The sequence below is a fragment of the Hydrocarboniphaga sp. genome (assembly GCF_028291725.1).
Classification (GTDB): Bacteria; Pseudomonadota; Gammaproteobacteria; order Nevskiales; family Nevskiaceae; genus Hydrocarboniphaga.
Genome location: NZ_JAQGNT010000009.1, coordinates 132,149 through 155,758, shown reverse-complemented (window position 1 = coordinate 155,758; position 23,610 = coordinate 132,149). Strand labels below are relative to the sequence as shown.

The following is a 23,610-nucleotide window of genomic DNA, read 5'->3' as shown; positions in this document are numbered from 1 at the left end:
AAAGTGCTCGCGTAGGATTGATTCTGTGACTTTGATTCAGTGGAGTTGGTCAGAACCGCACTGACGCGAACACCGGGTCAATATTTCCGGTGGCGCGCTTCAGGCCAAATAGTTTTTCAACAGAATTGGCTGATAGCGGACAACCCCAGCTTGGGTTGATCCGGTGCTGCGAGGCCAGGCACTGCCTTTTCGACCGCGCTCCAGGGCACCAGCTCGAAGTCTGGTTTTCCGCACCGCAGGCGGGAGCTTGTAGCTGTCCTGCACTATCAGCAGGCCGTCGGTCTCCGAGACGCCGTCGTTGCCTTTTCGACTACGCACAGGGGGCAAGATGTCGTGCCCGCATCGAGACGCAACGCGACCGGAATTCGTACAGTCCGACCCGCAAATCCTATGGAAGATCAAGCCATGCGGCCGGCACCCAGCGCAGACAACCCCGCCGCCTGGATCGACGCGGTGCTGGCCACGGACCCGCAGCGGCGTTTCCTGACGACGCCCGAGGGCCGGCAGCTGAGCTATGCGGAGCTTGCTGCCGCCACGGCCAGGATCGGTGTCGCGCTGGCGCAGCTGGGTGTCGTTGCGGGCGATCGTGTCGCGGTGCAGGTCGACAAGTCCGTGGAGGCGTTGTTGCTGGGTATTGCCTGCCTGCGCAGCGGCGCGGTGCTGGTGCCGTTTAACACGGCCTACATGCCAGCGGAGCTGGACTATTTCATCGGCGATTCGCAGCCGCGGCTGGTGGTGTGCCGGCCCCAGGATCGCGCGTCGATACAGACACTGGCCCGACCACACGGCGTGGAGCGGGTCGAAACCTTGGGCGCCCAGGGCGACGGTAGTCTCACTGAGGCCATCGCGGCCGCGGACCCGGCGCGCTTCCTGCCCTTCGCCGGCAAGGGCGATGCCCTGGCCGCCTTGCTGTATACGTCCGGCACCACCGGCCGCTCCAAGGGCGCCATGATCACGCGCCGCAACTTGGCCGCAAGCGCGGTGTCGCTGGTGGAGGCCTGGAAGCTGAGCGCTGGCGATGTGCTGCTACATGCGCTGCCGATCTTCCATGTGCACGGCCTGTTCATCAGCAGCAACGCGATTCTCGCTGCCGGAGCCGGCATGCTGTTCCTGCCGCGCTTCGACGCGGCAGAGGTGCTGGCGAGGCTGCGCGAGGTGACGGTGATGATGGGCGTGCCCACGTTCTACACGCGGCTGCTGCAGCTACCCGGCTTCGACCGCGCGGCCTGTTCGAACATCCGCCTGTTCGTGTCCGGCTCCGCGCCGCTGCTGGCGGAAACGCACCGCGAATTCGAAGCGCGCACCGGCCACGGCATCGTCGAGCGTTACGGCATGACCGAAACGCAAGTCAATTCCAGCAATCCCTACGACGCTGCCTGCGTACCGGGTTCGGTTGGATTTCCGTTGCCAGGCGTCGAAATCCGCATCACCGATGCGGCCAGCGGCGCGGTCCTGTTTGAGCGCGGCGCCACCGGCATGATCGAGGTGCGCGGCGCCAATGTTTTTGGCGGCTACTGGCGCAATCCGGAGAAGACCGCCGCCGATCTGCGTCCGGACGGCTTCTTCATCACCGGCGATGTCGGCCGCTTTGACGATCAGGGCTATCTGTTCATCGTCGGCCGTGCCAAGGACCTGGTCATCACCGGCGGCTACAACGTCTATCCGATCGAAGTGGAAACCGAGATCGATGCCTTGCCCGGCGTGCTGGAAAGCGCGGTGATCGGCGTCCCGCATCCCGACTTCGGCGAGGGCGTCACCGCCGTCGTGTTGACCCAGCTTGGTGCCACGCTCACCGAGGCGCAGGTCATCGAGGCGCTGCGCCCTAGGCTCGCCAGCTACAAGCTGCCCAAGCGTGTGCTCTTCGCCGCCGAGCTGCCGCGCAATGCGCTGGGCAAGGTGCAGAAGAATCTACTGAGGCGGGCGCACGCCGAGCTGTACCAAGCTGGCTAACCGAGACCAGTCGCGTAGGTTGGGGTGAGCATAGCGAACCCCAACATCGGCGCGGCACCCCTGTTGGGGTTCGCTATGCTCACCCCAACCTATGGCATTGCGCTGGACCCTACGCCGAGCAGCGTCAGCACGCCGATCACCACGAACACGCCGGCGGCAATTTGGCGCATCAGCGTTGCCGGCATGCGCTTGGCGAAGCGGTCACCCAGCAGCACCGCCGGGACGTTGGCCAGCATCATGCCCAGCGTGGTGCCGGAGACCACCGCGAACAGGCTCTCGTAGCGCATCGCCAGGCCGATGGTCGCGATCTGGGTCTTGTCGCCGATCTCGGCGATGAAGAACAGCCACACGGTGGTGAAGAAGATCGTGCCGCGGCTGACCAGCTTGGAGTCGTTCTCGTCGAATTTGTCCGGCACCAGCAGCCAGCCGGCCATGACGATGAACGACAGGCCGAGGAACCAGCGCAGATAGATCTCGGGAACGTGCGCGCCAACCCAGACACCGACCCAGCCCGCGATCGCATGGTTGAGCAGAGTCGAAACCAGGATGCCGAGGATGATCGGCACCGGCCTGCGGAAACGGGCCGCGAGGCACAAGGACAGCAACTGCGTCTTGTCGCCCATTTCAGCGAGGGCGACGACACCGGTCGATACCAGGAAAGCTTCCAGCATGGGAGGAACCTGGCCGGGAGTGGACGACAACGACTGGCAGACACCGCCCGGCAATGCCGGCGCCTGCAGTCGTTGGTCTCGCCAGATCCGAAAGGCTGGATCATCTCGCGCCATGCCAGCAAGCCGGCAAGTATGTTGACGCGGATTCTTCAATCTCGAGAGAGTCTCGAGCGAGATTGAAGCGGCTACTCCCCAACGGAGCGCGTCGATTGTAGGGGCAGGATCGGCGCGCGACAAATCAACCCAGCGGGGGCCGGGCTCCTGCTGAGATATGATTCCGCCGCATGAGCGACAGGATCTCTTCATGAAGCAGCCGGCGTCCCTTGCTGCTGGTTCCGGCCGCGGGGGTTGGTCCGGACGGCTGCTGCCACCGACCACCGTCGCCGGTTTCGTGATCGCGATCGTCGCGGTGGTGCTGATCGGTGCGGTGTCCTATCGCGCGTTGGAGGGCGCGGCCCGGGCATCCGACAGCGTGACCCATACGCTGGAAACAACCGAACGTCTGCAGCGGGTACTGTCGCGTATCAAGGATGCCGAAACCGGTCAGCGCGGGTATTTGCTGACCGGCAGCGATGCCTACCTGGACCCGTACAACGAAGCCCAGGCGACGCTGCCGGCCGAACTCAAGAGCTTGAAAGCCCTGGTCGCGGGCGACCCTCAGCAGCAGCGCCGCTACGAGCTGCTCGAACAGCTGTCTGCCGAGAAGATGGAGGAGCTGGGGCAGACCATCGCGCTGCGCCGCTCGGGCGATGTGCAGGCCGCGCTGGCGCTGGTGCTGACCAACCGCGGCAAGACCGCGATGGACCTGATCCGCTCGGTCATCGGCGAAATGCAGGTTCAGGAGCGCAACATTCTGACCGGCCACCAGCAGGAGTGGCAGGATGCGGCGCGCTTCTCGGTCAGGTTCACCTGGGGCAGTTCGGTGGTGCTGTTGCTGCTGATCGTGGCTGCAGCCAGCATCGCGTCCCGTGACTTCACGGCGCGCGAGACACAGGCCTGGGTGCGCAGCGGCCAGATGGGCCTGAACAGCAGAATTCAGGGCGAGCAACGGCTCGACGTGCTCGGCGCCAACGTGCTCGAATTTCTCGCTGTCTATCTTGGCGCGCAGGTCGCTGCGTTTTACGTCGCCGAAGCCGGTGGACGCTTCCGCCGCTTCGCCGGCTATGCGGTGCCCGGCGGTGCCGAGGCCGAGGAGCTGCGGCCCGGCGACGGCCTGCTGGGCCAGGCCGCGAAGAGCAATCAGACGCTGCACGTCAAGGACGTGCCGGACGGTTATCTGCAGGTTGCCTCGAGTGTCGGCCGCAGCCGCTCGCGCGAGCTGATCCTGGCGCCGGCCAGCGTGCACGGCGTCGTGCAGGCGGTGCTGGAGCTGGGCTTTTTCCGCCAGGTTACCGCCGCCGATCGCGAGCTGCTCGAAAGGGTGTCCGAGTCCCTCGGTGTCGCGGTGCGCGCATCGAAGGATCGCAGCCGCCTGGAAGAGCTGCTCGAAGAAACCCAGCGCCAGGCCGAAGAGCTGCAGGCCCGGCAGGAAGAGCTGCGCGCCAGCAACGAGGAGCTGGAAGAGCAGGGCAGCGCGCTGAAGCAGTCGCAGGCGCAACTCCAGGCGCAGCAGGCCGAACTCGAGCAGACCAACTCGCAGCTCGAAGAACAGATGCAGCTGCTGGAAGACCAGCGCGACGGTCTGGCACGCGCCCAGGCCACGCTAACCGACAAGGCAAACGAGCTTGCGCGCTCCAACCAGTACAAGAGCGAGTTCCTGGCCAACATGAGCCACGAGCTGCGCACGCCGTTGAACTCGACCCTGATCCTGGCCGGCCTGCTGGCCGACAACAAGAGCGGCAATCTCACGGATCAGCAGGTCAAGTTCGCGCAGACCATTTTCTCGGCCGGCAACGACCTGCTGGCGCTGATCAACGACATTCTCGATCTGTCCAAGATCGAGTCCGGTAAAGTCGAGGTGTCGCCCGAACAGGTGCTGGTCGGCAGCACGGTCGAAGCCTTGCTGAAGGCCTTCGAGCCGGTGGCGCAGCAGAAGAAGCTGCGCTTCCATGTCGGCATCGACGCCGGTACGCCGGAGTATCTGCAGACCGACGCGCAGCGGCTCGGCCAGATCCTGAAGAATCTGCTGTCGAATGCGCTGAAGTTCACCGAGGAGGGCGAGGTGTCGCTGCAGGTGTATTCGGCGTCCGAGGGCAGGCTGTCGTTCGCGGTGCGCGATACCGGTATCGGCATCGCCGAGCAGCAGCAGGACATCATTTTCGAAGCCTTCCGCCAGGCCGACGGCAGCACCCATCGCAAGTACGGCGGCACCGGCCTGGGCCTGTCGATCTCGCGCGATCTGGCACGGCTGCTCGGCGGCGACATCGTCGTGCATAGTGTGCCGGGCGAGGGCAGCGTGTTCACGCTGAGTTTGCCGCTGGTCTATTCCGGGCCTGTCGAAGGTCCGCGCGGGACGGCGGCTGGAACCCCGACTCTGGCCGTGCCGGTGGCTGAGGTCGCAACGACGCCGTCGGCATCGGGCGCAGTCAAGCTGAAGCCGCCGACGGTCGACGACGATCGCGATCATCTGCAGACCGATACCCGGCTGATACTGGCGATCGAGGACGACCTGCGCTTCTCGACGATCCTGCGCGACCTGGTGCACGAGATGGGCTTCCAGTTCGTCGCCGCGCATTCGGCGAACGAGGGCCTGGCCGCGGTCGCTGCGTATCGGCCGAGCGCGATCCTGCTCGACATCAACCTGCCGGATTATTCCGGCCTCGGTGTGCTCGACCAGCTCAAGCACAACCCGAAGACCCGGCATATTCCGGTGCATGTGCTGTCGGTGGCCGACTACACGCGCGAGGCGCTCGAGCGCGGTGCGATCGGCTACGCGCTGAAGCCGGTCAAGCGCGAGCAGCTGGTCGAGGCGATCAAGCGGCTCGAGGCGCGCTTCTCGCAGAGTCTGCGGCGCGTATTGGTGATCGAGGACGACGAGCGCCAGCGCAACAGCATCGGCCAGCTGCTGTCCAACGGCGACGTGCAGATCGTCGGCGTCGCCAGCGCCGCGGAGGCTCTGGAGCAACTGACGAAGACCACGTTCGACTGCATGGTCATCGATCTCAATCTGCCGGACCTGAGCGGCTACGAGTTCCTGAAGCAGATCGCCGAGCAGGACGAGATCGCGTTCCCGCCGGTGATCGTCTACACCGGCCGCTCGCTGAGCCGCGACGAGGAGCAGCAGCTGCGGCGCTTCAGCAAGTCCATCATCATCAAAGACGCCCGTTCACCGGAGCGGCTGCTGGACGAAGTGACGCTGTTCATTCACCAGGTCGAATCCAAGCTGCCGGCCGAGCGCCAGCGGATGCTCAAGGAAGTCCGCGACCGCGACGCCACGCTGGAAGGCCGGCGCATCCTGGTCGTCGAGGACGACGTGCGCAACGTGTTCGCGTTGGCCAGCGTGCTGGAGCCCAAGGGCGTAAAGGTCGAGATCGCGCGCAACGGTCTGGAGGCCCTGGACGCCTTGACGCGCAGCCGCGGCCAGCCGGCCAAGACCATCGATCTGGTGCTGATGGACATCATGATGCCGGAGATGGACGGCATCTCCGCGATGCTCGAAATCCGCAAGCGCCCCGAATGGAAAAAACTGCCGATCATCGCGCTGACCGCCAAGGCGATGAGGGACGATCAGGAAAAGTGCCTGGCCGCCGGCGCCAGCGACTACATCGCCAAGCCGCTGGACGTCGAGAAGCTGCTGTCGCTGGTGCGCGTGTGGATGCCGAAGTAGCGGATGTCGAAGTAGCGGATGTCGAAGTAGTGGATGCCGGCAAGGAGCCAGCTTGTCAGTGAGCGACGACCACAGCCGTGACGACAGCCAGGATTTCGAGATCGAGATGCAGCTGCTGATCGATGCGATCTACCTGAAATACCACTACGATTTTCGCGGCTATGCCGAAGCCTCGCTGCGCCGCCGCCTGCGCACCGCGATGCTGCGCTTCAGCTGCAAAACCCTGTCGCAGCTGCAGGACAAGGTGTTGCACGAACCCGGAGCTTTTCCGGCGCTGATGGATTTCCTGACGGTGCAGGTCAGCGACATGTTTCGCGATCCGGCGTATTTTCGTGCGCTGCGCGAAAAAGTCGTGCCGATGCTGCGCACGTATCCGTCGCTGAAGATCTGGATCGCCGGTTGCAGCACCGGCGAGGAAGCCTACTCGCTGGCGATCCTGCTGCGCGAGGAGGGCCTGCTTGAGCGCGCGCTGATCTACGCCACCGACATCAACGGCCATGCTCTGCAGAAAGCCGAAGCCGGCATCTACGGGCTGGAGCGCATCGCCGGCTTCACCGAGAGCCATCGCCGCTCGGGCGCACCGGCTTCGCTGTCCGATTACTACACGGCGGCCTACGGGGGAGCGGTGTTCGACAAGTCGCTGCGACGGAACATCGTGTTCTCCGACCACAGCCTGGCTACCGACAGCGTGTTCGCCGAAGTGCAACTGGTGTCCTGCCGCAACGTGCTGATCTATTTCAACCGCGAGCTGCAGGACCGCGCCCTCGGCCTGTTTCGCGAGGCGCTGTGCCGCAAGGGCTTCCTCGGCATCGGCTCCAAGGAGTCGCTGCGCTACTCCACGCACGCCGACGCCTTCCTGGAACTCGATCGCGAAGAACGCCTGTTTCAGAAGCGGGACCAGTCGTTGTAGGTTGGGGTGAGCGCAGCGAACCCCAACATCAGCTCGGGTCGAATGTTGGGGTTCGCTGCGCTCACCCCAACCTACGGCACTACGTCACGATCACGGCATCAATGAAAATCCCGCGACTGATGCGGGATGTCCGAAAACCAGCCGGTGATGTCGACGATTTTCTCGGCCATCACATGAACGATGCTGCCGCTGCGCTGGACTTCGCCGGCGACGATCATGAGGCGCGAGCCGAGCACGACTTCGCGATTATTCTCGATGTATCGCGGCCTCAGGATCAGGTTCACCGATCCGGTTTCGTCCTCGATGGTCATGAACATCACGCCCTTGGCTGCCGGTGGCCGCTGCCGGAACATCACCATGCCGGCGACGCGGATCTTCGATTTGTCGGCGGTTTCCCGCAATGACTTCGCGGTCGAGACTTTGCGTGCGGCGAGGCGGTCCCGGAACAGCGACAGCGGATGCTGGCGCAGCGACAGGCCGATATTCCGGTAGTCGTTGAGTACGTCCTCGCCGGGCGTCGGCGGGCGCAGGTCGAACTCCGGCTCGGCCGCGCGTGCCAGCGACAGCGCGGTGTCGGGCGTCTGCGCGGCGACTTCCCAGCGCGCCGCATGGCGATGTCCGCTCAGCGCTTCCAGCGCGCCTGCGTTGGCCAGCGCGGTGAGTTCGCGGCGTGTCAGCCGGGCGCGGCGGGCGAGCTCGTCCAGGTTTTTGAAGCTGGACTGCAGCCGGGCGCCCGCAATGGCTTTGCCGGCTTCTTCCGCCAGCCCGCTGATTTGCAGCAGGCCCAGGCGCAGCGCCGGCTGGGCGTCCTCGTCGCGCGGCTCCAGCGTGCATTCCCATTCGCTGTGCAGCACATCGACGGCGCGGACCTCCACGCCAGCACGCCGCGCCTCGCCGACCAGCATTGACGGCGGATAAAAACCCATGGGCTGGCTGTTCAACAGCGCCGCGGTGAAGGCGGCGGGGTGATGGCATTTGAGCCAGGCCGAGGCATAGGCGAGCAGGGCGAAACTGGCCGAATGCGATTCCGGGAAGCCATAGGAGCCGAAGCCGAGAATGCGCTGATAGATCTGCTCGGCGAAAGCGCGCTCGTAGCCATTGTCGAGCATGCCTTTTATCAGGCGATCCTGAAGATGTTCGAGACCGCCGCTGCGCTTCCAGGCGGCCATCGAGCGGCGCATGTTGTCGGCTTCCCCGGGAGTGAAGCTGGCCGCCGTGATCGCGATCTGCATGACCTGCTCCTGGAAGATCGGGATGCCGAGCGTGCGTCCGAGTATGTGCTGGAGTTGGGGCGGATCGTCGCGCTTTTCGAGCCCGTCACGGCGCCGCAGATACGGATGCACCATGCCGCCGGTGATCGGCCCGGGCCGGACGATCGCGATCTGGATCACCAGGTCGTAGAAGTTCTGCGGCTTCAGGCGCGGCAGCATGTTCTGCTGCGCGCGCGATTCGATCTGGAACACGCCAATGGTCTCGGCGCGACGGATCATCTCGTAGGTGGGCGCATCGTTCTGCGGAATGCTGGCGATGCTGTAGTCGATGCCGGTGAATGCCTGGATCAGATCGAAGCTGCGGCGCAGCGCCGTCAGCATGCCGAGCGCGAGCACGTCGACTTTCAGCAGGCCGAGGGATTCCAGATCGTCCTTGTCCCACTGGATCACCTGGCGCTGCGGCATGGCGGCGTTCTCGATCGGCACCAGTTCGTCCAGCGAGCGCTCGGCAATGACGAAGCCGCCGACGTGCTGCGACAGATGCCGCGGAAAGCCGACCAGGGTCTGAGTCAGCAGCACCCACAGCCGCATCTTCGGCGCCCTGGGATCGAAGCCCTGCTCGATCAGCCGCGCATCGAGTTCTTCGGTATTGTCCCACCAGGCCAGGGTCTTGCTGAGCCGGTCGATATCCTCGGGCTCCATGCCGAGCGCACGGCCGACGTCGCGCAATGCGGAACGGGTGCGATAACAGATCACGGTCGCCGCGATCGCGGTGCGATGACGGCCGTATTTGGTGAAGACGTACTGGATCACCTCTTCGCGGCGTTCGTGCTCGAAATCGACGTCGATGTCCGGCGGCTCGTTGCGCTCCTTCGACAGAAAGCGCTCGAACAGCAGGTTCTCGTTTTCGGGCCGTACCGAAGTCACGCCGATCGCGTAGCAGACCGCCGAGTTCGCCGCGCTGCCGCGGCCCTGGCACAGGATGCCCTGCGCGCGCGCATAGCGGACGATGTCTTCCACGGTCAGGAAGAAGGCCTCGTATTTCAGCTCCGCGATCAGCGCCAGTTCCTTGTCGACCTGTGCACGCACCGCTGCCGGTATTCCGTCCGGCCAGCGCCATTGCATGCCGGCTTCGGTCAGATGGCGCAGATGGCTGCTCGGGCTCTCGCCTTCAGGCACCAGTTCGGCGGGATATTGGTAGCTCAGTTCCTTGAGGCTGAACTGGCACAGTGCGGCGAGCGCCAGCGTTTCCGCCAGCATCTGCGGCGGATACAGCTCGGCGAGTTCTCCGCGGTCGCGCAGGTGGCGCTCGGCATTCGGCAGCAGGTTCAGGCCGCATTCCTGCACCGGCCTGCCGATACGCACGGCGGTCAGCACGTCGTGCAGGGTTTTGCGCTCGGCGCGATGAAACAGCACGCCGCCGGCCGCGACGCAGCGCATGCCGGTTTGTGCGGACAGGGAATCAGCGCGCGCCATGCGCGGCGCATCAAAAGCCTCGCGATGCTGATGGACCGCGATCCAGGCCTGCGCGACGCGTTCGCTGAGCCAGCGGCCCTCGTCGGCATCGGCGCCTTCGCCGGGCAGCCACAGCGCCAGACACAGCGACAGCGCATCGCAGTCCGCGCGATGCAGCCGGTAGCGGCCCTTGGGTGAAGTCTGGCGGCCGCGCGTGATCAAGCGGCTGATCTGCGCATAGGCTTCGCGGCTGGGCGCCAGCAGCACGAAAGACGGTCCGTCCTGCAGATGGAACTCCGCGCCGATGATCAGCTTGATCGTCGCGTTGCCGGGTGCTTTTCCCTCGAGCTTCTTGATCGTGTCATAGGCGCGCACCACGCCGGCCAGCGAGCACTCGTCGGTGATCGCGATCGCCAAGTAGCCGAGCGCGATGGCCTGGTGGATCAGCTCGTCGGCGTGCGATGCGCCGCGCTGGAAGCTGAAGTTCGACAGGCAGTGCAGTTCGGCGTAGTCGGGGGCCTGTGTCATTCGCTGCATTTTCTCACCCTGCATCCGCCGCTGCATGCGCGTCGTATGATGCCGAGGTCCGTTCATCCAGCAAGGAATGCCGATGTCCCTGCCACGCCTGCGTCTTGCGCCCCGCCTGATGATCGTTGCGATGGCCGCGATCATCTCGATTCCGGTCGCCATGCCGGTGCTTGCCAGCTTGAAGCCGGGCACCGTCGCGCCGCTGTTCACCGCCGACGCTTCGCTGGCCGGCCAGCCGTTCACGTTCTCGCTGACTGAAGCGCTGAAGAAAGGCCCGGTCGTGCTGTACTTCTACCCGGCTGCTTTCAGCTCGGGCTGCAACGTCGAGGCACACAAGTTCGCCGAGGCTACCGAACAGTTCAAGGCGCTGGGCGCCCAGGTGATCGGCGTATCCAAGGACGATCTCGACACCTTGCACAAGTTCTCGGTCAGCGAATGCGGCGGCAAGTTCGCGGTCGCCGCGGACCCGAAACTGACGGTCGCCAAGTCCTACGACGCGACGCTGATGCTCTGGCCCGGCCATTCCGACCGCACGTCCTACGTGATCGCACCGGACGGCAAGATCCTGTACGCGTATTCGGCGCTGAGCCCGGACGATCACGTCAAGAACACACTGCAGGCGCTGAAGAGCTGGCACGACGCTCAAGCGGTGCGATGACAGTACGCGTAGGTCGGCAATCCCTTGCCGACGTGTACCTTCGATGCGCAACCGGGGTCTCGCGTCGGCAAGGGATTGCCGACCTACCAGCGGCAGCAACGCAAACCCGTCATTGCCACAAACCCTGCAGATACCAGCGGCCATCGCGGCGGTCCTGGTAAACCCAAAGGCCTTCACCATCGGCGCCTTTGGCGCGGTAGTAGTCGCGCGCGATCGGGGCTTCGTCCCACCAGCCGCTGCTGATGCGCTCCGGCGCCGCCGCCAGCGGTACGCGCGGTATCCAGGGCTGCGGACGGCGCAGCAGCCAGGGCGGACGCGGCGGCAGCGGCCGCTCGCTGCACCGTTCGCCGTCGCGGGACCAGGCGAATTCGGGGCGGTGATCGGCGGCCAGCCCCGGGCGCCATAGCGCGCCATCGCCGAGCCGCGCGCGGATGCGGTCGGCCAGCGAGTTCCAGGCTTCGCCGTCGCTGTGGCCGTCATCGAAAAGCTGGGTCTGCGGTGATTGCAGCGCGACGAACTGATCCGCGCGCAGCCGCAGTTCGCTGGCCGGCGCACTCGGCGGCCGCGCGTTCCAGCGCTCGCGCAGCAGGCGCAGGAACACGCCGGCGTCCTGGGTCGGCGTCGTGGTGCGCAACACGAAGGCTTCGTTCTCGGTGCGCCGCCGCGACAGGGTCAGCGCCAGCTGCGTCGCGGCGACCTGGCGTGCGCGCAGATAGGCTTCGAACTCGTCGAACAGCCGGCGCAGCGGGAACAGCAGAGCCTGCCAGTCGTCGATCTCGACGTCGAGATCGAGCTTGCGCCGATAGCGCGGTGGCGGCGTGAACCAGGGGCGCGGATCGGGCGCGCTGCCGAGCAGCCTTGCCAGCGCCGCAGGGAACTCGCGGCCGAGTCGGGCGGCGAGACTGGCGGCGTCGTGCCGCAGCACGTCGCCGAGATGCACATGCCCGGAATTCAGCAGCAGATCCTGCGCCGCCAGCGGCCAACGCAGAAATTCCAGCGGCAGTTCGGCGAGCCGGCTGCGCAAGGCGCCGGCATCGGCCAGCGGCGTCAGCCCGGCGCGAACCGCTACGGCAGCGCCTTCCAGTGTCGGTGCGACCGCCAGCCGCGTGGTGTAGGGCAGCGTGCCGAGCAGGCTGCGGGCACGATCGAGCAGGCCGGCCAGGCCGCCGAACAATTTGAGGCTGGGTGCGATGTCGATGTTGACCGCCTGGAACGGGCGATCGAACAGCCCACGCGGTGTCTCGTTGCTGAGCACGATGCGGTCGCTGAGCCCGTATGCGAGGCAGCCGACCGCCTGCAGCGCCGCCGTTTCGGCCGCGATGTCGCGCGGCACGGCGCGCACGTCGGGAAAGCGCGCCTGCACGCTGCCCAGGGCTTCGCCGTTGCCGATCCGCGGATGCCGGCCGGCGATCACCCAGCGCCGCGAACCGTGCTGCGCATAGACCACCAGCGGCGCGGCCTCAGGCGCTGCCTCATTTGACGGCAGCGCCAGCGCTTCGAGCGGCAACTGCGGCAGCTCGATGCATAGCCAGAGTCCGGTGGTGCTCATGCTGCCAGCCTCGCGGTCTGGCCGACACGGCCGCCGCGCGCTTTCAGCACTTCGACGATGGGGCCGTCGGCGCTAGCCGTGATCGCCAGCCGCAGCGCGGCGACCGAGGGCTGGCGGCGTGCCTGCGGCGGGCGGATCAGCAGGCCGATCGCGCCGCCGCCGCTGCCGTTGTCCTCGGCGGCGAGTTGCAGGCGGCGCTGCACGCGCTCGTCGGCGCTGGCCAGCCAGCCAGCCACCGCGCCGATGCCGGGACAGCGCAGCATCTGTTCGATCGCCCAGACGCAGTCGACCGCCGACGCAGGCTCGGCGACCCAGCAGAGATCCAGGTCGACGCCGGCGGCCAGCAGCGCCGGCGCATAGGGGATCAGCGGCGGTGCGACGAAAGCGACGCGCCGGCCGGCCTGCGACAGCCGCGCCAGCAGCGGCAGGATCAGCTGCATCTCGCCGACACCGGGCCGCGGCACCAGCACTTCGCTGAGCGCGCCCAGCGGCCAGCCGCCGCCGGGCAACAGCCGGTCCAGCGCCGCATGGCCGGTGGATTCCGCGGCCACCGCCGCCAGCCGCGAACCCACCCAGAGATCGGTGCGCTGCAGCAGGCTTTCGGGGAGCGGACGCGAGGACATGGCGGGCGACGCGGATATGGGTCGCTACGTTAACCTGAAGTTACCGCTGGGTTGAAGCGCAGGGACGTAGGCTGGGTTGAGCGCAGCGAAACCCAGCGGCAAAGCTGGGATTCGCTACGCTCCATCCCAGCCTACGGGAGCTGCGCCGGTCGGGCTGAAGCCTGACCTGCCGATGCTGAAACGGAGCGCGGCAAGCAAGCTGCGCGTAGAGTGCGCGGCCGCATTACGGCGCTCCGCCATGTTCAGCCTCAAGGTCCGCCTCGCGGCCTTCTATTTCTGCTACTACGGCACGGTCGGCGCCTTCATGGCGTACTGGACTCCGTACCTGCTCGCGCGCGGGCTGAGCGCGCCGCAGGTCGGCATCGCTTTCGGGCTGATGGGGCTGTCGCGCGCCACGGTGCCGATCCTGTGGGGCTGGTGGGCGGACCGGCGCGGCGAGCGCATGGGGATGATCCGTCTGGCGGCGCTGGCGAGCCTGCTGATTTTCGCCGCGATCCCGCTGGTGCAGAGCGCGCCGGCGGTGATGGCGCTGATGCTCGCCTACACGCTGTTCTGGAACGCGCTGCTGCCGCAGTTCGAGGTGGTCGCGCTGAACCATTTGCGCGACGGCGGCGGCGAATATCCGCACGTCCGCGTATGGGGCTCGGTCGGTTTTGTCGGCGCGGTGCTGGCGGTCGGCCCGCTGCTCGACGGGATCGGTGTGCTTTGGGAGCCCTGGCTGGTTGCGGTGCTGTTCGCCGGCATGGCCATCGCCGCCTGGGCGGTGCCCGATCATCGCGCGGCGCCGGTCATGGCTGCAGACCGGCCGTCCGGGCCGCGGCCGTCGATGCTCGCGGTGATGCGCCAGCCGGCGGTGATCGCGATGCTGCTGGTGTGTTTCTGCTCGCAGCTGAGTTATGCGCCTTACTACAACTTCTTCACGGTGTTCCTCGATCGGCATCATTACAGCCGCAGCTCCGCTGGCCAGTTGTGGGCTCTGGCGGTCGTCGCCGAGATCCTGCTGTTTGTGTTTGCCGCGCCGCTGCTGCGCGCCGTCGGCACGCGGCGCCTGATGATCGTCGCGCTGCTGACGACGATGCTGCGCTGGCTGGCGATCGGCCTGGGTGTCGATTCGCTGCCGATGCTGGTATTCGCGCAGCTGCTGCATGCCAGCAGCTTTGCCTGCTATCACCTGGTCGCGATGAAGTACGTGCAGACCCTGTTTCCGCCCGCGCTGCATGGGCGAGGGCAGGCGCTGTACAACTCGGCCACCTATGGCCTGGGCGGATCGATCGGGTCGATCGCGTCGGGATATCTGTGGCAGGCCACGAGCCCCGAAATTCTGTTCATGATCGCGGCCGGCGTGGCACTCGCCGGCACGGTGGTCGCCTGGAAGTACCTGCCGCCCGATCAGCCGCCTGATCCTTAGGCATTAGGCAATCATGAACTATTGATCACCTGGTCAATACTGGCTAAAAAGACAGGCCGCCGATAAAGAACTCGCGTTCCGCGCGGGTCCCTGGACCGGGGAGCAGCGATGGCGACAGGCGCGGGGGGAGATGTTCAAATTTCTTAGGGCTCTGCATGGCCGCCAGATCGACTGGCTGCTGCTTGCTGCCCTATGCAGTGCCGTGACGTTCACGATGGAGTTGCTGGTACTGGGCGAAACCGGCATCGCCGGCCTGCTCAGACCGGCACCGGGCGTGGTGTTCGTCGCCACGCTGCTGCTGGGCTGGCGTGGCAGCCTGGCAGCTCTTGGCGGCATCGCGATCGGCTATCTGATGTCGGTGCAATTCGGCTGGCCGGCGGTGTTCAAGGCTCCCCTGGCTCCCTGGGTCTTTGCGCTGCTGATCGCGGGTCTCGGTGCGCAGGCGCTGGTGCAGGTCGGGCTGCTGCGGCGCTTCGAAACCCTGGCCGGGCGCAAGCTGCATCCCCTGTTCGGCATCCTGGTGGTCGCGCCGCTAGGCTGCCTGGTCAGCCCCTCGGTTACGACGCTGACGCTGTACGCTCAGGACGTGATTCCGCATCCGACGACGTTCAATTTCTGGCTCGTCGCCTATGCCGGCTCGATGCTCAGCGTCACCGTGATTTATCCGCTGGCCTGGCTGCTCGACCGACGGGTGAACAATGAAGGGTCGAGCCGGCGCCAGACCGGCCTGGTGTTGTCGGTGGCCGCGATGGTGCTGGGCAGCTGGGTTCTCACTTATGGCCTGCTGAGCCACTCGATCAAACTGGAGCGCAGCAGTCTCGGCAGTCGTTTTGAGGCCGCCGGCGAAGCGCTGCACGACGAAGCCGACAACATCGACCTGATGTCGATCGGCCTGCAGGCGGCATTCCGCCGCGACGATGTCGAGCCGCAGGTGCTCGACGATCTGGCCGCGAAACTGATCGACAAGGACCCGAGCATCACCGCCATCGCGGTGGCCCAGGCGCTGGCACCAGAAGATCAGGCTGCTTTCGAAGCGCGTGCCGGTGCGCGCCTGGGTGTCACCGTGCAGATCAGCGCGATCACCGGCGGCGACATGCCCACGCCGATCCGGATCAGCCAGGCCGAGACGGTCATCGACCAGGTGGCGCCGGCTTCGCTGTCCAAACGCATGGTCGGCCTCGCACTGAGCAGCGACCCGGACGGGCGCGCGTTGCTGGCCAACGCCTGGGCCGGTTCCCGTGCGCGGCTCAGCGCGCCCTTGCGGATGCTTCGCGACGATCAGGGTCATCGCCTGCTGGCCTGGGCGATCCCCCTGCGCAGCGTCGGCAGCCAGCCGCCCGGCTATCTGCTACTGCTCCAGCGGCCCGGGAAGCTGCTGCAGATGGCGATCGACGCTGCGGCGGAGCTGCCCGACAGCGCCTGGATTCAACTGACGGATGTCACCGGCGGACAGCGCACGCCGCTGTTCACCAGTGACCAGAACGGCGTCGAAATCCTGGTGAACGAAGGCAGCTCCAATCTGGAAAGCGGGCTCCGTTCGCATCAGCAGCTGTCGATCGGTGGGCGTGTCTGGGAGCTGGTCGTGGCTCTGCCTGCAACGGCCGCGTTCAAGTTCTCGGCGGCATGGTGGAGTGTTCAACTCGTCGTGCAGTTGCTGGGCGCGGCGCTGGCCTCGCTGCTGGTGGTGTCGGCGGATCGGCGCCGCACGCTGCGCGAGATGGAGCGGCAGGTGTCGGTGCTGAGCCGCCGGTACCTGAATTTCGAGCGCGCCCTGGCGGCGCAACCGGCGCCGAGCGCGATGGCCACGGCGCGCATGCAGACACCGGTCGATAGCCGCGACCGGGTGTTGCTGAAGGCCTTCGATAACAGCGCGTTCCGCCAGTTCTACGAGCCGGTGATCAGTCTGGCTACCGGCGACATCCTCGGCTTTGAGTCGCTGCTGCGTTGGCCGGACGCGTCGTTCCAGATCGCGGTCCCCGAGATCATCACCTGGGCCGAGCGCACGAATCACGTGCATCAGTTGACGCTCGGCGCCTTGCGCCAGGCGATTGAGATGGTGGAGCTATGGAAGTCCGCTTCGGTCGATCGCCTGGCGCCGTGGATCTCGATCAATGTTTCGCCCGACGACGTCGCCGATATCGACTTTATGGAGCGCTTGATGGATCTGTTCAAGCGCCATCCGCTGGCGCGCAGGCAGATCAAGCTCGAAATCACCGAAGGGGTGCTGGTCCGCGATTTCAAGGGCGTCGCCCAGCGTCTGCGCTGGGTCCGCGATCAGGGCATGGGCATTTCGCTCGATGATTTCGGTACTGGCTATTCGTCGCTGAGCTATCTGCACCAGCTGCCGGTGGATTCGATCAAGATCGATCGCAGCTTCATTTCCGGCCTGGACTCCGACGCGCGCGTTCGTGAAATCGTGCAGGCCACGGTTGAACTTGCGCACCGTCTGAAGATCGACATCGTCGCCGAGGGTGTCGAAGAGCCGCATACCGCCGCCTACCTGCACGGCCTCGGTTGCCAGGCCGTGCAGGGATGGCTGTACTCCAAGGCCCAGCCATCGACCGTGGTCGATGAGTGGGTCCGGACCGAGCGCCGCTTCGATTTGAGAGCGGCCTAGTAGAACAGGAAGCCGATGCGCTCGGCGACGATGCCGTTGGAAATCGAGATCAGCACGACGTCATTGTCGACCCGCACCCAGCGCTGACCACGCGGCGGCGCACGCAGGCGATACCGCTGGTAGTCATAGACCACATAGCTCGACGTGCGATAACCGCGCGGCAGCGTTTCGCCCGGCCCCCAGCGACGCGCCTGATAACCGCGCGGGTGCTGGTAGGTGGTGACGTGATAACGCTGCTGATGGTTGTTGCGGCGGTCGTCATGATCATTCCAATTGTCGTGATGGCCGTCGTTATGGTCGTTGTCATGATCGTTGCGATTGTCACGATGCTCGTCCCCACGGCCGTCGTGGCGATCATCATGACGATCGTCATGGTGCCCGGCCTGATTGGCCTGATCCTGCCGGTTATGGTCATCGCGAGCCGAACTCGTGCCGGCATAGGTCATGGCTAGCGTCGCGAGCAGCGCGGCGGCAAAAGCAGTCTTGTTGGCGGTCTTGTTTGTCATGGCTTCAATCCTTGTTACGTGGAAGAACTGAAGGCGACTCTGGGCCGGATTCGTGTATCAATAATGGAAAAAACGTGGATTCGGCGTTAAGCGCTTGATCAGCGAGCACCATGAACGTACAACGGTGCGCCTTAACGAGAACCGCGATGAAGACCAGCGTGACCGCCAAGCTGTTTGTCGCCATCCTCGCCACCAGCCTGCTGGTCGCGGTGGCGATGGGAGTGGCGGCGCGCATCAGCTTCACGCAGGGCTTTCTCGGCTACGTCAACGAGCAGGGCCGTGCCCGCATGGAATCCCTGATGCCCGATCTGGTCGAGGCGTACCGGCAGCATCGCAATTGGGATTTCCTGCGTGACAACTCGCGCGCCTGGTTCGCGCTGATCCGCCTGGCGCGACCCGATACCGACCCGGACAAGCCCGGTGACCAGCGCGCGCCGATGAGCGACGTCGAAATGACCGGCCTGAATCTTCGTGTCGCCGTGCTCGATGATCAGCACCAACTGGTGATCGGCTATTCGCAGATCGGCCCGGCCGCGGAGACGCGGCCGATCGTGGTCGAAGGCCACTCCGTCGGCTGGCTGGCGATGGCGCCCTTCGAGGAGGTCACCGTTGCTGCCGACGTGCGCTTCCAGCGCCAGCAGCTGCGCGCGAACCTGATCATCGGCGGGCTGGCCGGGCTGCTCGCGGCGGCGGTCGCGTTCGGGCTGGCGCGCGCGTTCCTGGCACCGGTGCGCCGCATCGCCGGCGCGACGCGGCGCCTCGCGGCCGGCAACTACTCGACGCGCGTGCCGGTGTCGTCCAGCGACGAGATCGGCCTGCTCGCAGGCGACTTCAACCAGCTCGCGACCACACTGGAAAAAAACGAGCAGATGCGCCGCGCTTTCATGGCCGACGTCTCGCATGAATTGCGCACACCGCTGTCGGTGCTGCAGGGCGAGATGGAAGCGCTCGAAGACGGTGTGCGTCCGCTGACCACCGACGCGATCCGCTCGCTGCAGGCCGAAGCGCGCCATCTGAACAAGCTGGTCAGCGATCTGTACGACTTGTCGCTGTCCGACGCCGGCGCGCTGACCTATCGCAAGGTCGATGTCGATGTTGCCGAGATTCTTCACAGCAGTCTCGATCTGTTCCGTGAGCGCTTCGCGTCGCGCGGCCTGAGCTTGAACGAGGCGCCGTCGTCTTCGGAAATGCTGGTGCTGGCCGACGAAAGCCGGTTGCGCCAGCTGTTCGTCAATCTGCTGGAAAACAGCCTGCGCTATACCGAGGCCAGGCCCGATGGCAGCGGCCAATTGCGCGTCAGCATTCGCCGCGAGGCCGGGCATGCGCGGATCGACTTCGAAGATTCGGCGCCGGGTGTCGCGCCCGAACTGTTGCCGCGCCTGTTCGAGCGCTTCTATCGCGTGGAAGGTTCGCGCAACCGTGCCCACGGCGGCGCCGGCCTGGGCCTTGCGATCTGCCGCAATATCGTCGAGGCCCACGGCGGACGCCTGTCCGCTGCGGCATCGAAATTCGGTGGCGTTCACATGACCGTGTCGCTACCCCTGCTGGCCTCGTCAATGAGGAATCGCGAATGAGTCCGTCACCTGCCATGCCGGTACGCCGCATCCTGATCGTCGAGGACGAGCCCAAGCTCGCCGCGGTGGTTTCGGATTATCTGAAGGCTGCCAGCTTCGAGACCCGCATCATCAACGACGGCCGCGACGTGGTCGACGCGGTCAAGGACTATCATCCCGACCTGGTGCTGCTCGACCTGATGCTGCCGGGCCGCGACGGCCTGGACGTGTGTCGCGACCTGCGCAGCTTCAGCGATCTGCCGATCGTGATGATGACCGCCAAGGTCGAGGAGATCGACCGCCTGATCGGGCTCGAACTCGGCGCCGACGACTACATCTGCAAACCTTTCAGTCCGCGTGAAGTGGTCGCGCGGGTCAAGGCGATCCTGCGGCGCAGCAGCCGCGGCGATGCGGCTGACGATGCGCCCGCGACGAACGCCGGGCTGCTGATCAACGAGGAGCGCTACGCGGCCAGCTTCAACGAGCAGTTGCTGGATCTGACGCCGGTCGAGTTCCGCTTGCTGAAGACATTGGCCGCCGCGCCCGGCCGCGTGTTCTCGCGCGATCAGCTGCTCGACAACCTGTACACCGATCACCGCGTGGTCACTGATCGCACCGTCGACAGCCACATCAAGAACCTGCGCCGCAAGCTCGACGCGGCCAGCCCCGAGCAGGAGCTGATCCGCTCGATCTACGGCGTCGGTTATAAGCTGGAACTGTAGGAGCGCATACCCGCGACTGCGACTCAGACGGCACAGTCGCGGGTATGACCCGCTCCTACAGGAAGCTACGGTAGCAGTGGCGCCGCCAGCGGCGATTCGTAATCGTCGACGAAGATTTTCAGGATCTGGAAGTGCTTGGGCAGCAGCAGGCCGGTTGCGAAAGCGTGATTGCTGACCAGGATATTGCCCGTACCATCGAAGGCGATGTTCGCCGGCGAATCCAGCGGCGCGATCAGGCTCAGCAGCTTGTTCTGCACGCGGGCGTATTCGCTGCCGTCCGGATTCAGGATCGAGATCGCGGAGCGTCCCGGCAGCGCCAGCGTCACGTACAGCCGCCCCGAGGCGCCGAAGGCGATGCCGTCCGGGCCACCGGCCGGGTAGTAGTGGAAGGCCTTCAGGTCCGACTTCTGCGGCTGCTCGACCAGCGGCAGCGTATAGACCCAGCCCTGGCCCAGCGGATCGATGGTCACGGTGAAGAACAGCTGGCTGCGGTCCGGCGACAGGCGCGCGCCGTTGACGCCGATGTAGGCCGAGGCCAGGCGATAGTCCTGGAACCAGATCTGCGGTTCGCCGCCGCCGGGCGGCACCCGCCAGATCGTCGCCTGCGTCGAATCGGTGACGTAGGCGTAGCCCTGCTCGTCGAAGGCGATGTCGTTGGGCAGCGGCGGCAGGTTCAGCGGTGTGGTCGAGCAGGCGTTCTTCGACAGGCCCAGCGGCAGGCAGCTGCGCAGATTCGGGAACGGCGGCGTGTACGAGGTTTGCTCTTCGGTCTGCAAATCCAGACGGTAGGCGCCGAGCTGGTTGTTGAGCACGTACAAGCGGCCATTGCCGTCGAAAGCCAGGCAGGAGTTCGCATGTTCGGCGCCGAAAACCTTTTCGCCCTGGGTGATCAGCGTGCGCGTCAGCTCGCCGCTGGCCAGGCTGAACTCGAATACCCGCGAAGGCTTGTTGTTCAGCGAGGTTCCCACGGTCGCCGGACCGGCGGTGTAGACGTGGCCGCCATGCACCGCCAGACCTTCCGGAAACCCGTTCGGCACCGGCACCTGAGCGAACACGCTGACCTCGCCGAATTCGGCGGCCTGGGCGGCGCCAACGCCGCTCAGCAACAGCACCGCGGCGCCGAGTGCGCGCACAACGCAAAACAGCCTGCTTCCCCTGTTCATTTCGATACTCCCTGATTTGAGGCCCCCCGGCTGGAGACCCTATTCGCGGAGCAGCCTAGCGGCGGCTGGTTTCCGGATGAACTCAGAAGCCTGAAACATGATGTCAGGCTGACATCAGGGGCAGCCGGCGGACCAACTCGAGTCGGCGGCGCGGTTCATCGCCCGATGCAGCGGCAGCTCGCGTGATGAGCTGCCGGCATCGATCGAATAGCAACCGGCGGCGACGCGCCAGCGGTTGTCGGCGATGTCCCAATACGACAGCGCACGAGGGTCGAGATCGAATTGCAGGCGTTGTGATTCGCCAGGCTGCAGCCGCTGTTTGTCGAAGCCCTTCAAGGCATGCACCGGTTGCGCGACGTCGGCGGATGGCGAGGGCAGGCCGAGGTAGAGCTGCGCCACTGCCCAGCCGGCGCGGCTGCCGGCATTGCGGATGCTCATCGCCACCCGCAGCCCGCCGTCGCGGCGCGTGGACACCTCGAGTTCGCCGGTCTCGAACTGCGTATACGACAGGCCAAAGCCGAAGGCATAAGCCGGTGCGACGTTATTGGCGTCGTGCCAGCGGTAGCCGGTGAAGATCCCTTCGGAATAGAACGCCTGGTTCAGCAGGCCCGGATAGCGTGCGAGGTGGCCGGCGGTCGCGGTGTCCTTCTCGGCCGCCGGAAAGCTGACCGGCAGGCGGCCGCCCGGATCGGTGTCGCCGAACAGCACGCGCGCCATCGCCGCGCCGGCTTCCTGGCCCGGATACCAGGCGCTGAGAATTGCGGCGACGTGCTCGCGCCACGGCGTCAGCACCGGGCCGCCGATCTCGAGCATCACGACGGTGTTTGGGTTGGCTGCCGCGACGGCTTCGATCAGCCTGTCCTGCGCGCTGCGGCCGAGCAGCGGGCAGTCCAGCGACAGGCAGCGCTTGTCGACGCCTTCCGAGCTTTTGTCGGCGACGAATACCAGCACCACATCGGATTTTGCGGCCAGCGCCGTGGCGCTCGCCGGCTGGCGGCCGTCGTCGTAGCTCACCGCGATACCGCTGCCGGCGCGCTGCGTGATCGCGTCCAGCGGCGTAACGAACTGGAACGGCACCACGGCCGACGAGCCGCCGCCATTGGGCAGCCGCGTCGCCGGCTCGCCGATCACCGCGATGCGGCGCAGCTGGCGCGCATCCAGCGGCAGCACGCCGGTATTGCGCAGCAGCACCATGCCTCGCTCGGCGGCGTCGCGCGCGACCCGCGCGTGCGCAGGCTGATCGATCAACGTGTCGTCGGAAGGGAAGTCGGCGCGGTCGAAGAAGCCGAAGCGGAACAGCGTGCGCAAGATGTTGCCGACGCGCTGGTCAATGGTACTCACGGGTATCAGGCCGGCGCGTACCTGCAGCTCCAGCAGCAGCGGCGTATAGAAAGTGCCGATCGGCATCTCGATCTCCAGGCCGTTGCGCGCGCTCAGCACCGTGTCCTTCACTGCCAGGTAGTAGTCGGAGACCACGAAACCGTCGAAGCCCCATTCCTGCCGCAGGATGTCTTCGAGCAGATGTGCGCTGGAGCAGGCCGGCGCACTGTTGACGAAGTGGTAGGCGCACATCAGCGAGCCGACTTCGCCCCGTTGCACGGCGGCCTCGAAAGGCGGCAGATACAGCTCGCGCAGCGTGCGCTCGTCGATCAGTGCATTGACCAGCTGGCGCCCGCCGATCAGCGCGGTCACCGGCGGCACGCCGATCTGGCCTTCCTGTGTATAGACCGCAAAGTGCTTGACGTTGGCGATCACGCCTTCACTCTGCGCGCCGATGATCCATTGCGGCGCGATACGGCTGCTCAGCAGCGGATCTTCGCCATAGGTTTCGAACGCGCGGCCGGACAGCGGTGTGCGCATCACGTCGACGCTCGGGCCGTGCAGCAGGTCGTTGCCCTCGTAGCGGACCTCGTTGGCGATGGCCGCGCCGACGCGCCGCGCCAGCGCCGGATCGAAGCTGGCGCCGAGCGCGAGCGGCGAGGGCATTGCGGTGGCCTTGCCCTCGCGCGGCCCGACCGGGCCGTCGGACATGTACAGCGTCGGGATGCCGAGTGCCGGTATGCCGTCGACGACACCGGTCGCCGGTGTGCCGTTGATCACGCTCAGCGCATCGTCACCGGCCATCATCCCGATCTTCTGTGACAGCGTCATCGAAGCCAGCAGCAGATCGGATCGCTGTGACGCGCTCAGCGTGGTGTCGCACCAGGGGCGCTGCGCGGCGTCGCCGCAGCGGCTTGCTGCATCGCTGCCAGCCGCCTGCATCGCAAGCACCATTGCTGCGCAATAGCGCAGGCCACGATCGAGCTTCATAGCGTCCTCC

At 66.0% G+C, this 23,610-nt stretch carries 15 protein-coding genes; 8 read left to right on the top strand and 7 right to left on the bottom strand.

Annotated features, from left to right (window positions below; genetic code table 11):
- Window positions 1–390 precede the first annotated feature (390 nt).
- Window positions 391–1,950: a malonyl-CoA synthase gene (locus JWQ90_RS02895; RefSeq protein ID WP_299689120.1), complete on the top strand. Its 1,560-nt coding sequence runs from the start codon at window positions 391–393 to the stop codon at window positions 1,948–1,950.
- 89 nt (window positions 1,951–2,039) lie between these two features.
- On the opposite strand, the gene JWQ90_RS02890 is transcribed toward JWQ90_RS02895, so the two are convergent.
- Complete coding sequence (locus JWQ90_RS02890) at window positions 2,040–2,618, bottom strand: TMEM165/GDT1 family protein (protein ID WP_366919420.1); 579 nt, start codon at window positions 2,616–2,618, stop codon at window positions 2,040–2,042.
- A 307-nt stretch (window positions 2,619–2,925) separates the two neighbouring features.
- Here JWQ90_RS02890 and JWQ90_RS02885 point away from each other — a divergent pair, with 307 nt between their 5' ends.
- Both JWQ90_RS02885 and JWQ90_RS02880 read left to right on the top strand, forming a co-directional pair.
- A complete protein-coding gene (locus JWQ90_RS02885) occupies window positions 2,926–6,387 on the top strand; it encodes a response regulator (protein WP_299689114.1) in 3,462 nt (1,153 codons plus the stop codon).
- Between the two features lie 106 nt (window positions 6,388–6,493).
- Window positions 6,494–7,297, top strand: a complete 804-nt coding sequence (locus JWQ90_RS02880) for a protein-glutamate O-methyltransferase CheR (protein ID WP_366919419.1) — start codon at window positions 6,494–6,496, stop codon at window positions 7,295–7,297.
- A 98-nt stretch (window positions 7,298–7,395) separates the two neighbouring features.
- Here JWQ90_RS02880 and JWQ90_RS02875 read toward each other — a convergent pair whose 3' ends face one another.
- Window positions 7,396–10,491, bottom strand: coding sequence for an error-prone DNA polymerase (locus JWQ90_RS02875; RefSeq protein ID WP_299689108.1), 3,096 nt, complete (start codon window positions 10,489–10,491; stop codon window positions 7,396–7,398).
- 82 nt (window positions 10,492–10,573) lie between these two features.
- Between JWQ90_RS02875 and JWQ90_RS02870 the strand changes: the two genes are divergently transcribed.
- Entirely contained in the window at window positions 10,574–11,149 is a 576-nt protein-coding gene (locus tag JWQ90_RS02870; RefSeq protein WP_299689105.1) for a peroxiredoxin, read from the top strand.
- Between the two features lie 109 nt (window positions 11,150–11,258).
- On the opposite strand, the gene JWQ90_RS02865 is transcribed toward JWQ90_RS02870, so the two are convergent.
- Together JWQ90_RS02865 and imuA are read right to left on the bottom strand one after the other, a co-directional pair.
- On the bottom strand, window positions 11,259–12,698 hold the full coding sequence (locus JWQ90_RS02865) for a DNA polymerase Y family protein (RefSeq protein WP_299689102.1): 1,440 nt from the start codon (window positions 12,696–12,698) through the stop codon (window positions 11,259–11,261).
- Complete coding sequence (gene imuA, locus JWQ90_RS02860; RefSeq protein WP_299689100.1) at window positions 12,695–13,321, bottom strand: translesion DNA synthesis-associated protein ImuA; 627 nt, start codon at window positions 13,319–13,321, stop codon at window positions 12,695–12,697. The genes JWQ90_RS02865 and imuA overlap by 4 nt, the downstream gene beginning before the upstream one ends.
- A 238-nt stretch (window positions 13,322–13,559) precedes the next feature.
- On the opposite strand from imuA, the gene JWQ90_RS02855 reads away from it, so the two are divergent.
- Window positions 13,560–14,729, top strand: a complete 1,170-nt coding sequence (locus JWQ90_RS02855; RefSeq protein ID WP_299689097.1) for an MFS transporter — start codon at window positions 13,560–13,562, stop codon at window positions 14,727–14,729.
- Window positions 14,730–14,859: 130 nt separating this feature from the next.
- A complete protein-coding gene (locus JWQ90_RS02850) occupies window positions 14,860–17,346 on the top strand; it encodes an EAL domain-containing protein (protein ID WP_299689094.1) in 2,487 nt (828 codons plus the stop codon).
- Here JWQ90_RS02850 and JWQ90_RS02845 read toward each other — a convergent pair.
- A complete protein-coding gene (locus tag JWQ90_RS02845) occupies window positions 17,343–17,852 on the bottom strand; it encodes an RcnB family protein (protein ID WP_299689091.1) in 510 nt (169 codons plus the stop codon). The genes JWQ90_RS02850 and JWQ90_RS02845 overlap by 4 nt on opposite strands.
- 146 nt (window positions 17,853–17,998) lie before the next feature.
- On the opposite strand from JWQ90_RS02845, the gene baeS reads away from it, so the two are divergent.
- Complete coding sequence (baeS, locus tag JWQ90_RS02840) at window positions 17,999–19,426, top strand: sensor histidine kinase efflux regulator BaeS (protein WP_299689089.1); 1,428 nt, start codon at window positions 17,999–18,001, stop codon at window positions 19,424–19,426.
- Complete coding sequence (locus JWQ90_RS02835) at window positions 19,423–20,127, top strand: response regulator (RefSeq protein WP_299689086.1); 705 nt, start codon at window positions 19,423–19,425, stop codon at window positions 20,125–20,127. Before baeS ends, JWQ90_RS02835 begins: the two co-directional genes overlap by 4 nt.
- Window positions 20,128–20,192: 65 nt before the next feature.
- On the opposite strand, the gene JWQ90_RS02830 is transcribed toward JWQ90_RS02835, so the two are convergent.
- Window positions 20,193–21,290 (bottom strand): SMP-30/gluconolactonase/LRE family protein, encoded by a 1,098-nt coding sequence (locus JWQ90_RS02830; protein ID WP_299689083.1) that lies wholly within the window; start codon window positions 21,288–21,290, stop codon window positions 20,193–20,195.
- Between the two features lie 114 nt (window positions 21,291–21,404).
- Window positions 21,405–23,600: a glycoside hydrolase family 3 C-terminal domain-containing protein gene (locus tag JWQ90_RS02825; protein WP_299689080.1), complete on the bottom strand. Its 2,196-nt coding sequence runs from the start codon at window positions 23,598–23,600 to the stop codon at window positions 21,405–21,407.
- Window positions 23,601–23,610: the final 10 nt, after the last annotated feature.